This window comes from Bartonella koehlerae C-29, assembly GCF_000706625.1.
Lineage (GTDB): Bacteria > Pseudomonadota > Alphaproteobacteria > Rhizobiales > Rhizobiaceae > Bartonella > Bartonella koehlerae.
In genome coordinates, this window is the sequence record NZ_KL407334.1 from 1,489,151 (window position 1) to 1,500,747 (window position 11,597).

The window sequence follows — 11,597 nt, forward strand, 5'->3', positions numbered from 1 at the left end:
CTTATAGAAAGAGAAAAGGAAAGGAAATCTCGAAAGAAATCCTCTAAGAAAAAATGAAAAAATTAGTAATTTCTTTTGTGTTTATCTCTTTCTTTTTCACCGCAACAGTATCCGGAGCTGCGGATGCCTTTGTCACAAGGAATCTTAATTTCAGAACAGGGCCAAGTATTCAGTGCGAAATTCATGGTTTAATTCCCGCGGGAAAGTTGGTATTTGTCCAAAACTGTAAAGCAAATTGGTGCCAGATTAGATATAATACCCAAACAGGTTGGGTATCATCTCGTTACCTCTCATTTAAAGATGGAAGTGATCTTTATGAAACATACATGATTCTTCCAATAACAAATCACAGTAAATACAGTCATTCTCCATAAGAATTGTGATGCATATCATGATATAATCCTGTTGAATATCATCATGGTACAAACAAAATGGTGAACACAAACAACTACAAATATCACCACACTCAAAACACCCCCAAAATTCTTCTCAAAGAGTAAATGAAATGTCCTATGAAATATCCAGTAAACTGGAATAAAACGACTAATAAACATTTTACCATTATCGTGATCAAGTTATAAAATTTGATATTTCTTTCAAAAACAAGAACACTTTTTTATCAAAGGATGCAGCAATGAAAAACGGTATCACAGCAACAGTGAAAGCTCTTTCTGCATTAATTTCCTCAGGCAATCCTCTTTTTAAGAATGGCGCATTATGGACACCTCACCGCCCTGTTCGTCCTGAAAAATCTGAAGGCGGCATTCCATTTCAACTCGAAACATCTTTTGAAGCTGCAGGAGATCAACCTCAAGCAATTAAAACTTTAATTGAGGGGATTGAAAAGGATGAACGTACACAAGTGCTTTTGGGTGTTACCGGATCAGGCAAAACCTATACAATGGCTAAAATCATTGAAAAAACACAGCGCCCTGCTTTGATTTTAGCACCGAATAAAACTTTAGCTGCACAACTTTACGGAGAATTTAAAAATTTTTTCCCCCACAATGCCGTCGAATATTTTGTTTCTTATTACGACTATTATCAGCCTGAAGCTTATGTTGCACGTTCTGATACTTATATTGAAAAAGAATCCTCTATTAATGAACAAATCGACCGTATGCGCCATGCTGCAACACGTGCTGTGCTTGAACGTGATGACGTCATTATTGTTGCATCCGTGTCTTGTATCTACGGGATTGGCTCGGTAGAAACCTATACCACCATGACCTTGCAAATAAAAAAAGGAGACAAACTCAATCAACGACAATTTTTGGCTGATTTAGTTTCTCAACACTATTATCGACAAGATATTAACTTCATTCGTGGTTCTTTTCGTGTCCGAGGGGATACAATCGAAATTTTTCCTGCCCATCTTGAAGACCGTGCTTGGCGTATTTCGCTCCTTGGCGATGAAGTGGAAATAATTACGGAATTTGATCCCCTCACAGGACAAAAAACAGGCGACCTTCAATCTATTAAAATTTATGCCAATTCACACTATGTAATACCGCGTCCAACATTAAATCAAGCAATGAAAGCCATCAAAATGGAATTGGTTCAACGTCTTGATGAATTGAACGCAGCAGGACGTCTTCTAGAGGCACAACGTTTAGAACAGCGTACAATGTTTGATTTGGAAATGTTGGAAACAACCGGCTCATGCGCCGGAATCGAAAATTACTCACGCTATTTAACAGGACGAAAGCCTGGTGAACCACCACCAACCTTGTTCGAATATATTCCAAACAATGCTCTCGTTTTTATCGATGAAAGCCATGTAACTATTCCTCAAATTGGTGGTATGTACAGAGGCGACTTTCGAAGAAAAGCAACCCTAGCAGAATATGGATTTCGTTTGCCTTCTTGTATGGACAATCGTCCCTTACGCTTTGAAGAATGGGATGCCATGCGCCCACAAACTATTGCTGTTTCCGCAACGCCTGGACGCTGGGAAATAGAACAATCTCACGGCATTTTTGCGGAACAAATTATTCGCCCAACAGGGCTTGTTGACCCACCAACAGAAGTGCGCCCAGCCTCCAGCCAAGTTGATGATGTTGTGAACGAAATTCGTCAAACAATTCAAAAAGGCTATCGTACCTTAATAACCGTGCTTACCAAGCGTATGGCCGAAAATTTGACAGAATATCTCCACGAACAAGGTATCCGGGTACGCTATATGCATTCTGACATTGACACATTAGAGCGTATTGAAATTCTTCGCGATCTCAGACTTGGCGCCTTTGATGTTCTCATCGGCATCAACCTGCTCAGAGAAGGTCTGGATATTCCAGAATGCGGTTTTGTTGCTATTCTAGATGCTGATAAAGAAGGCTTTTTACGCTCTGAAACCTCGCTTGTGCAAACAATTGGACGTGCTGCACGTAACGTAGATGGTCGCGTTATTCTTTATGCTGATACAATCACTGGCTCTATCGAAAGAGCCTTACAAGAAACACAAAGACGTCGACAAAAACAAATAGCTTATAATGAAGAGAATCATATCACACCGACGAGTATCAAAAAAAATATCGACGATATTCTCAATTCAGGAGGAGAAAACGACTATACTCACACTAATATTCCTGATTTTATCACGCAAAATAGTAAAGATAACAATTTAGCAAAGCATATTCAACATCTTGAGAAATCAATGCGTAAAGCGGCGGCTGATCTTCACTTTGAAGAAGCAGCGCGACTTCGTGATGAAATCAAACAACTACAAAAAATAGAACTCGCAATCGCAGATAATCCCTTAAATCATAATGAACAATTCATCCAAGAGCCATAATCAAGTCTTTTCTCCAAACCAGATCTTGATCACATGGAACCAACAATAGACACTGGTATCTTAGAAAAGCAAAAAGAAGACCTCACAAAAATACCCTTAATAAAACGACAAAAAAACAAAGCCCCCTCTAACAAATAACACCAAAAGATCTCAAACCATTAAAAATAAATCTTTTCCCCATAAAATCCTAATAATATAACCAATAAACAGCACCATTCCATAAAATGCACACCCTGAATGTCAATACTGCTCCAATTTAGTAAAAAAGAAACGTAACAAAGAAATGATGCTAGAAAACATTTCTAAGAATTGTCTTTTTGCAAGAAATTCATAAAACCACCTAAAAATGTTTATAAACTTTAAGCCAATAACAATCAAAAAAATGTGTTTTTCATAGATCAAAAATCCCCTCTATATCGTAATACAGAACATAAGCCCAATTTTTATAATCAGCTTCTTACAAAGCCGTCAAATAAAAAAGTACTCTTATGAATCATGCAAGAAAAAGTAAGACTTTATCATGATAATATAGAGAAAGAGTAATATCTCTTGATGATCACACTCATATAGTTTATATTTTACTTATTATGAAATAAGCAAATGTTAAAAACTTATCTTACATCGAATTTTATGACTATAGTGAAAATCGATGACTATTAATACGAAATATAAAATCATCTAAACACAATATACTTTTTAAAATTAATTTTTCCTGATTTTATTCTATGATTTTGTAATGTATTCTCAACTAAATGGCTCTTTATTCGTTTTATCAAAATAAAGTTTAAAACTGTTCAGACTATATTCAGTTTTGCACATATAAAATGTAAACAACATGAATTTATATAAAAGGAGTGTCGTTAATGAAAAAGATTACCAAGTTAGCAGTATTATCAGCAATATCGACTGCAACCATTTCGGTGCCATTAGGCACAACGCTTGCGGATACAAAATTGACTTATAGTGAAGAGATTACGAAAAAAATAGAGGACATGAGAAAGGAAACGAAGACCAATTTTCCTTCTCACAATTTCAGCGCCCGTTCTATTCTTGAGAAGAATCACCCTTATTATCCTTCTGGTAGTCACCGTCATGTTGACCATAAAAGGAGAGAACAGAGTCATTACCATACTGAACGCAAAACACATCGTCATGTCGAGCGCAAAATTACAACGCATCGTAATGTATATGAACGTCATGTAACTCGTAATAACTCAGGAGATGCTTTAGCTTCGGGTATTATTGGCTTTGCTGCAGGTACAATTCTTGGCAATGTTCTAAAAAAACCAGAACAACCAGAGGTTATCTATCAAACTGTACCTCAAAATCAAATAGTGTACCAAGAAGTTCCACAAAATCAGGTGATTTATGAAGTTCAGTCAACAACATATCAACCAGTCCAGCAACCACGGACAGCTGATTGGCTTCAATATTGCAAGAAAAAATACCGTTCATTTAATCCCAAAACGGGTACTTTTCGAGGTTATGACGGCTTGGAGCATTTTTGTTATGCCCCATTAAATTAACTTGCATTACGCCCTGCTAAAGAAGTCTTAAGTAGCAAGAAAAAGCGCTCCAATGTGTTTTCACTTATTCATGAAACCCTTGAAGAAAAGGATTCCACTGGCGCTCATAGCCTAAGTAACTTCCTGGTCCATGTCCACAAATGAAACGGACGTCGTCACCTAAGGGCAAAACTTTCTCTCGAAGTGATTTCATCAATTCTTCATGAGAACAGAAGGGAAAATCTGTACGTCCTATCGAACCACGAAAGAGTACATCACCTAATAAGGCGAAGCGTTCTTTTTCATTGAAATAAATGACATGACCAGGGGAATGTCCCGGTGTATGGTAAACTCTGAACACATGTCCAGCAAAATGAACGCTATCGCCATCTTCTAACCATTGGTCAGGAATACAAATGCGCGCATCAGTGATGCCGTAGCTTTTTGCGATTCCACATACAGCATCCATCACAGGCTTATCATCGCGATGGGAACCAATAATTTTAACATCAAGTGCCTCTTTAGCTTGCATTGCTGCTCCCACATGATCAAAATGACCATGTGTTATCCAAATAGCTTCAACGATCACACCATTCTTCCGGATTACGTCTTGAATCCGAAGCCAATCACCACCCGGATCAACTAGAACACCTACTTTTTGTTCATTATCAAAAAGCAGAGTACAATTTTGCTGAAAAGATGTAACCGGAACAATATGCGTTCTGAAACTAACCATAATAGCCTTTTTAAAAGTATTTTTTTCAAGCTTATAAGTAATACTTTTGTCATCCCTCCTTATAGAATAGAATAGCCTGCTCGACAGCTTTATGCAACTTATGTAAACTTGGATTTTTTAGAAAGTAATTTTTTTCAAGGTGTTGAAGAATGACCGATCACGTTCAAGTTTTGTGTGACGATGCACCCCACCTCCTAGTGATTGATGACGATACCCGTATTCGCAATCTTCTATTTCAATTTCTCATTAAAAATGGATTTCGTGTTTCAGTCTCTGCCAATGCTAACGAAGCAAGACGACAGCTCGCAAACTTAGATTTTGACCTTCTTATAGTTGATGTCATGATGCCCGACGAAAACGGCATCGACCTTACCCATTCACTCCGTCAAACAAAAGATGTTCCCATTCTCATGCTCACAGCTTTGTCAGAGATAGATAATCGTATCAATGGATTAGAAGCAGGAGCAGATGACTATCTCGCTAAACCATTTGATCCTCGTGAGCTTCTCCTTCGCATTCATGCCATTTTACGTCGTGGTTTTCCACATCACCAATCCAAAATCGAGCAGATCGTTTTTGGACCTTATATATTTTCAATTTCACGGCGCGAACTCAAAAAAGGAGGAGAAGTGATTAAATTGACAGATAAAGAACAAAAAATGATGGTTATTTTTGCTGAAAATCCAGGAGATATAATTCCGCGCCATAAATTTGCAATGGAAGATGGCAATATAGGTGAGCGTGCAATTGATGTACAGATCAACCGTCTCCGCCGTAAGATCGAAAAAAATCCATCACTCCCTATATGGCTGCAAACCGTGCGAGGAATAGGATATAAACTTTCAACTGAATAGGCGTACAATGATTAATCGCTCAAGAAAATTTGTTCGCTGGTTAACGAAGAAGATGCCTAAACGGCTGTATGTCCGCTCTTTGATCATTATTATCGCTCCTATGGTACTCTTGCAAACAGTAATCGGCTACGTCTTTATGGAACGCCATTGGCAAATGGTGACAGAGCGCCTCTCAACCGCTGTTGTCCATGATATTTCGGCCATTATTGACATCATTGAAACATATCCACAACAAGATAACTATGAATATATTAAGCGTATTGCACAACAACGCATGGGATTAAACATCTCTATTCTACCACCTGCCACTCTCCCTCCTCCAGGACCTAAGCCCTTTTTTGCAATTCTTGATTATTTTCTCAGTGAAGAAATCACCCGCCAAATTAAGCGCCCTTTCTGGATTGATACAGTGGGAGATTCTAATTTTGTCGAAATTCGTATCCACCTGGGTCATAGTATCTTGCGCGTCTTTGCACTACGCAGCCAAGCCTATGCTTCTAATACTGGTATTTTTTTAAGCTGGATGGTAGGAACAGCTCTGGTTTTATTATTAATAGCGATTTACTTCTTGCGTCACCAAATCAAACCGATTCAACAATTGGCTGAAGCAGCAGAAAGTTTTGGGCGCGGTCGTCCTTTACCAGAAAGCTTTCAACCACAAGGAGCTGATGAAGTCCGTCGTGCTGGCATTGCTTTTTTACGCATGCGTGAACGTATTGAACGCCAAATCGAACAACGCACCATGATGCTTTCAGGTGTAAGCCATGATTTAAGAACAATTCTCACACGTTTCAAACTTCAACTAGCCTTAGCAAATACTGACTTTGATACTAATCCGCTTGAGCAAGATGTAAGTGATATGCAGAATATGTTAGAAGGCTACCTTGCTTTTGCCCGTGGCGAAGGCAATGAAAATTTTACAACTTTTGATTTAAAGGCTCTTATGCAAAAATTTTCCGCCGATGCTCATCTCCAAAAACGACATTTTTCTTACACCATTGAAGGTCCTACAGAGATACAGGCACGCCCACATGCCTTTACCCGTCTAGTCAGCAATCTAGTGTCAAACGCATTTTGTTACGCCAACTCCGTCAAATTGACGGCTATATCCCAACAAGAATCTTTCATCATAACGATTGACGATGATGGGCCTGGCATTCAAAAAAACATGCGCACAGAAGTCTTTAAACCGTTCTTTAGACTTGATAAAGCTCGCAACCAAGATGCAAGTGGAACAGGACTTGGCCTTTCTATTGCCCAAGATATAGCGCGCAGCCATGGAGGCAACATTCAATTAGAGGATAGCCCATTAGGTGGCTTGCGCGCCATCGTCGATATCCCTCTATAAGAAACATTTCACAGATCATCTATAAGAAAAAAATGTTAAACAGATCAATATTTAGGCATTTCCTACAGTTTCAAACAAAGTATATTGGAGTGCCTTGCAGGCACTTTCCCCAGACCAAGCCACCATCTGAAACGCCACATAATGGCTCTCACAAACTTTAAGCGCGTGTATCAATAATGTTTCAACCTGTATATGAGATGGATGTACCCCACCAGCCAGAAGAAGACCCTGCCGATAAATAACCGAATTATTCCCTTGCCAATAATCAAAATGTCCTAGCAATAATTTTTCATTAATTGCTAATAATAGGCGATGCATTTCCGCCGTTCGAACATTTTCAATAAAAAGATCAAATGCACAAGCTAAATGAAGAGCCTCCTGCTCTTCCATCCATGAAAAAGAAAGACGATAATTTGCCCATTTCCCCTCCACACAAACACTAATTTCATCTTCAGCATCCCGTTCAAACGACCAATCATATTTACAGGCAATCTGTTCGATAAAGTCAACAGGATGCTCTTCTCTTTCTGTGGCGCAAAATGCAAGCCTCATCATTAATCCTCAATAATATTAAAATATTGTCAACAGAACACAAGCCACCTAAACTGTAACAACATTTTGCTACAATCAAAGCCTTTACACTCAACAAATACACATTAAAACATCGACAGCACTCAAAGCCCAGAATCCAATAACGCCTCCTGGGGCAACACGCTTGATAATAAAGGGAATCACCAAGCCTTTTCAGTGTATTGATACAATTTCATAGCGCTAGTCCCCTGATTAAAAAAAAATGTTTTTTTTATACGAATCACACTGAAAAAAATGGATAATCTGTTCTAACAGACTCAAGATTAAGCATTTTTCAGTTTTATACATCACATTGAAAAATTGGGGATATTTTTTCTGAGAAACTTATTGTTTTACGAAAACCATTTTATTCTTTGGGTATCTGGTTTTTTTCCAAATCATCAAGGCGTTGTTTCAAATCAACATTATCGGCAGATGCTTTTAGCACCATCTCTTTAAAGGTTTCAAATTCTTCGCGTGAAACAAGATCAAGTTTGTTGGCGATCTTTTCAACCTGCAAACGAAAAGCTGTTCCAGCTTCACGTCGTATACCTTGTGCAACATCAGCTGCATCTGTTGCTAATTTCGCCAATTCATCAAGAATACGGTTTGATCCATTACGCATAATGTTTTTCCTTAAATTTTAATTACTGACACACGCACTATAACTTATTTTCATAACATTTAGATACTGCATTTGTTCCTTGTACCTCTAATTTTTTTACAATAGAGATTCCACTTGTGTCTTTTTTACACTCCTTTTATTGTTACGGATTTTACTCCTATAAACTAGTGGAAACCTATCACTCTCCTGACTTGACCATTGTGTGTTCATCTGTCATTCCTGATCATCATATAACCTTAAATATAAAGTTCCCGCTCATGAATGACTTTTCTTGTCCAGCCATTGCTTTTCCACCTTTTCTCAATCCCGTAATTATCCATTTAGGCCCGATAGCTCTCCATTGGTATGGTCTTGGTTACGTTGTAGGCATTCTTTTTGCTTGGTGGTATGCGCAAAAATTATTAAAAAAGAGATCCCTATGGGATGCAAATCACCCTCCTATGGATAAAGAGAAAATAGGAGATTTTGTTGTCTGGTCTGCCATCAGTGTTGTTGTTGGTGGCCGCTTAGGACAAGTGCTTGTATGGAATCCTATTTATTATTTTAGCTATCCAACTACCATCATCGCGGTATGGGATGGAGGAATGTCCTTTCATGGCGGACTCATTGGCATTATCATTGCAATGATTTGGTTTGCCCGTAAAAATAACATCAACATACGAACAATGTTTGATATCATTGCTACCGGTGCTCCTATTGGTATTGGCATTGTAAGAATATGCAACTTTATTAATCAAGAACTATGGGGCAATGTTACCACACACCCTTGGGCCGTTTGCTTTCCCCTAGATCCTTACTATTTACCGCGCCATCCAAGCCAACTTTACGAAGCGTTCATGGAAGGATTTCTTCTTTTTGCTATCTTATTCATTCTTACTTTTTCTTTTAAAGCATTAAGACGTCCAGGCACTGTATCAGGAACATTTATTATAGGCTATGCAATAGCACGCAGTATTTCAGAAATTTATCGTGCTCCTCAAGAAGATCCAGAATGGTTTTCTACCATTTTTCATTCTACTGGATTCACCTATGGCATGGCTTTATCTCTTCCCATGCTTTTTTTGGGTTTTTATCTCCTTTTTCAAGCCTTCAAACACGAATCTACCCAAAATGACCACCCTTAAAGAAAAAATTAAAGAAATAATTGCGCTTAATGGACCAATCACTGTAAGCCAATATATGATGTTAGCACTTACAGATCCGCAGTTTGGCTATTATCAAACACAAACACCCTTTGGGCACACTGGTGATTTCATAACAGCCCCTGAAATAAGCCAATTATTTGGAGAGATAATTGGTATTTGGGCTCTTGCAAACTGGAAAACCCATGGTTGTCCTCAGCCTTTTATCCTTGCTGAAATAGGTCCAGGCCGCGGAACTTTAATGGATGATATTTTGCGTACCATTCAAAAGTTATCAACAACGGCATTTAATACCGCTGAAATTTTTCTGATTGAAATAAGTAAAAAGCTCACAAAAGAACAAAAAAAACGTCTCGTACCTTATCAAAAAGAGATCCATAGCATTGAAAATTTTGATCAACTCCCCTTAAAACCTCTTTTTTTAATTGCCAATGAATTTTTAGACACACTTCCCATCAACCAATATATTAAAATCAATGGAGAATGGAGAGAACGTCACATTACAGTTAATCAAAATGGAGACTTCGTATTTATTGCTGTCCCAGGTAAATTCTCCTTTCCTTGTTTGCAATTCTACAATTCCGAAATACCTGATGGAACAATTTTTGAACATGCGCCCTCCAGACATCAATTTATGGAACAAATGAGCAACCGCTTAGTACAAGTGAAAGGTTCTGCCTTGCTGATCGATTATGGTGCTTCAAATCTTGCATTTGGTGATACACTGCAAGCACTCTCAAAACACAGAGTCCGTGATATTTTTGATGCTCCTGGTGAGCATGATTTAACAACACATGTTGGTTTTTCCTTTTTAAAAAAAATAGCGCTTGAACAAGGCTGTTTTGCTGAAATTCTAGAACAAAGAGATTTTCTTGTTAAAATGGGTCTACTGGAACGTGCAAAACAGCTTGCAGCCGGCAAAAATGCTGCATTACAAAACAAAATTTATCAAGATATCGAACGATTAGTCGGTCCAGATCAAATGGGCAAATTATTTAAAGTCTTACATGTGAGTGACCAAAACATACCTATACCCCCTAAAATTTGATGATCAGAAATATTGACAAATACAAACATCTCATACACCATTCCCACTTTGAAAATAACCATCCCTCTATGGAACTCTTATGAATTCTGTTCACCCCATCCTTGCAAAAAATCTTTCTGCTTTACACACACATGGAATAAAACATGGTTTTTTTACACGTCAAGACAATGTTTCAAAAAGCCTTGATGTTAGCCAAAGTTCAAATAATCAACCTAAACATGTCGCACAAAATCACATTTTTATCGCCAATTATTTTGGTGTTAATGCACAAAATTTAGTCACTGTTAATCAAATACACTCTTGTGAAGTTGTCGTGGTTGACCAAGATTTTATTGATGAGCCTCCTAAAGCTGATGCTCTGGTTACCACAACACCAGGACTTGTAATCGGTATTCTTACAGCAGATTGTGGTCCAGTTTTATTTGCTGATCCACAATCAGGTGTCATCGCCGCCGCACATGCTGGTTGGCGAGGAAGCTTAAAAGGAATTGTAAAAAAAACAATTGCCGTTATGGAAGAACAAGGGGCAAAAAGACAATCAATAACAGCAGCTCTTGGACCTTGTATCGGACCCTGCCATTATGAAGTAACAGATGAATTTTACAACAAATTTATTGATTGCCATAACGAATTTCAAAAATATTTTTTAAAAACAGAGAAAGCCAATCATTTTCGTTTTAATCTATGGGCATTTATTATGAATCAACTTAAAGAAACAGGCGTTAATGCTTATTGTGTGGAGCTTTGTACCTACCAAGATGAACAGCGTTTTTTCTCTTATCGGCGTGCAACACACCGAAATGAACCTGATTATGGACGACAATTTTCTGCTATTGTCCTGAATAAATAAAAACAATTTTTCCTGACAAAAACACCAAAACTGTAAAACAAACTTTTTGCTCTCAATGAAACAATAAGCCGTCTTAATACGGTGCTTTTTTTAGCACAAAATGCTTTCCTAACACACAGAATATG

General features: G+C 38.0%; 11 protein-coding genes. 8 read left to right on the plus strand and 3 right to left on the minus strand.

Going from position 1 to position 11,597, the window contains the following annotated elements; translation table 11 throughout:
* The first annotated feature begins 53 nt into the window (after nt 1-53).
* From O9A_RS06355 to O9A_RS06365, 3 genes are all read left to right on the plus strand, one after another.
* Nucleotides 54-374 carry an SH3 domain-containing protein gene (locus O9A_RS06355; protein ID WP_034459820.1) on the plus strand — a complete coding sequence of 107 codons (321 nt, stop codon included), beginning with the start codon at nt 54-56 and terminating at the stop codon, nt 372-374.
* A gap of 260 nt (nt 375-634) precedes the next feature.
* Entirely contained in the window at nt 635-2,794 is a 2,160-nt protein-coding gene (uvrB, locus tag O9A_RS06360; RefSeq protein ID WP_084790505.1) for an excinuclease ABC subunit UvrB, read from the plus strand.
* Nucleotides 2,795-3,657: 863 nt separating this feature from the next.
* Complete coding sequence (locus O9A_RS06365) at nt 3,658-4,320, plus strand: BA14K family protein (protein ID WP_034459821.1); 663 nt, start codon at nt 3,658-3,660, stop codon at nt 4,318-4,320.
* Between the two features lie 64 nt (nt 4,321-4,384).
* On the opposite strand, the gene O9A_RS06370 is transcribed toward O9A_RS06365, so the two are convergent.
* Nucleotides 4,385-5,035 (minus strand): MBL fold metallo-hydrolase, encoded by a 651-nt coding sequence (locus O9A_RS06370; protein ID WP_034459823.1) that lies wholly within the window; start codon nt 5,033-5,035, stop codon nt 4,385-4,387.
* 149 nt (nt 5,036-5,184) lie between these two features.
* Between O9A_RS06370 and O9A_RS06375 the strand changes: the two genes are divergently transcribed.
* Both O9A_RS06375 and O9A_RS06380 read left to right on the plus strand, forming a co-directional pair.
* Entirely contained in the window at nt 5,185-5,889 is a 705-nt protein-coding gene (locus tag O9A_RS06375) for a response regulator (protein WP_034459826.1), read from the plus strand.
* Nucleotides 5,890-5,896: 7 nt separating this feature from the next.
* The gene (locus O9A_RS06380) at nt 5,897-7,237 is read left to right on the plus strand and encodes an ATP-binding protein (protein ID WP_034459828.1); all 1,341 of its coding nucleotides are present in this window, start codon (nt 5,897-5,899) and stop codon (nt 7,235-7,237) included.
* A gap of 51 nt (nt 7,238-7,288) precedes the next feature.
* Here O9A_RS06380 and O9A_RS06385 read toward each other — a convergent pair whose 3' ends face one another.
* Together O9A_RS06385 and O9A_RS06390 are read right to left on the minus strand one after the other, a co-directional pair.
* Nucleotides 7,289-7,789, minus strand: coding sequence for a type III secretion system chaperone family protein (locus O9A_RS06385; RefSeq protein WP_034459831.1), 501 nt, complete (start codon nt 7,787-7,789; stop codon nt 7,289-7,291).
* A gap of 385 nt (nt 7,790-8,174) precedes the next feature.
* Entirely contained in the window at nt 8,175-8,432 is a 258-nt protein-coding gene (locus O9A_RS06390; RefSeq protein WP_034459833.1) for an accessory factor UbiK family protein, read from the minus strand.
* Between the two features lie 257 nt (nt 8,433-8,689).
* Here O9A_RS06390 and lgt point away from each other — a divergent pair, with 257 nt between their 5' ends.
* The 3 genes from lgt to pgeF all read left to right on the plus strand — a co-directional run bounded on the left by lgt (nt 8,690) and on the right by pgeF (nt 11,472).
* Nucleotides 8,690-9,556, plus strand: a complete 867-nt coding sequence (gene lgt, locus O9A_RS06395; protein ID WP_034459835.1) for a prolipoprotein diacylglyceryl transferase — start codon at nt 8,690-8,692, stop codon at nt 9,554-9,556.
* Complete coding sequence (locus tag O9A_RS06400) at nt 9,543-10,622, plus strand: class I SAM-dependent methyltransferase (protein ID WP_034459837.1); 1,080 nt, start codon at nt 9,543-9,545, stop codon at nt 10,620-10,622. The genes lgt and O9A_RS06400 overlap by 14 nt, the downstream gene beginning before the upstream one ends.
* A gap of 79 nt (nt 10,623-10,701) precedes the next feature.
* A complete protein-coding gene (gene pgeF, locus O9A_RS06405; RefSeq protein ID WP_034459839.1) occupies nt 10,702-11,472 on the plus strand; it encodes a peptidoglycan editing factor PgeF in 771 nt (256 codons plus the stop codon).
* Nucleotides 11,473-11,597 lie beyond the last annotated feature (125 nt).

Excerpts from the sequence above, each read along its gene's own strand:
- O9A_RS06355 (WP_034459820.1), top strand. The coding sequence starts at position 54 with ATGAAAAAATTAGTAATTTCTTTTGTGTTTATCTCTTTCTTTTTCACC.
- uvrB (WP_084790505.1), top strand. The coding sequence starts at position 635 with ATGAAAAACGGTATCACAGCAACAGTGAAAGCTCTTTCTGCATTAATT.
- O9A_RS06365 (WP_034459821.1), top strand. The coding sequence starts at position 3,658 with ATGAAAAAGATTACCAAGTTAGCAGTATTATCAGCAATATCGACTGCA.
- O9A_RS06370 (WP_034459823.1), bottom strand. The coding sequence starts at position 5,035 with ATGGTTAGTTTCAGAACGCATATTGTTCCGGTTACATCTTTTCAGCAA.
- O9A_RS06375 (WP_034459826.1), top strand. The coding sequence starts at position 5,185 with ATGACCGATCACGTTCAAGTTTTGTGTGACGATGCACCCCACCTCCTA.
- O9A_RS06380 (WP_034459828.1), top strand. The coding sequence starts at position 5,897 with ATGATTAATCGCTCAAGAAAATTTGTTCGCTGGTTAACGAAGAAGATG.
- O9A_RS06385 (WP_034459831.1), bottom strand. The coding sequence starts at position 7,789 with ATGAGGCTTGCATTTTGCGCCACAGAAAGAGAAGAGCATCCTGTTGAC.
- O9A_RS06390 (WP_034459833.1), bottom strand. The coding sequence starts at position 8,432 with ATGCGTAATGGATCAAACCGTATTCTTGATGAATTGGCGAAATTAGCA.
- lgt (WP_034459835.1), top strand. The coding sequence starts at position 8,690 with ATGAATGACTTTTCTTGTCCAGCCATTGCTTTTCCACCTTTTCTCAAT.
- O9A_RS06400 (WP_034459837.1), top strand. The coding sequence starts at position 9,543 with ATGACCACCCTTAAAGAAAAAATTAAAGAAATAATTGCGCTTAATGGA.
- pgeF (WP_034459839.1), top strand. The coding sequence starts at position 10,702 with ATGAATTCTGTTCACCCCATCCTTGCAAAAAATCTTTCTGCTTTACAC.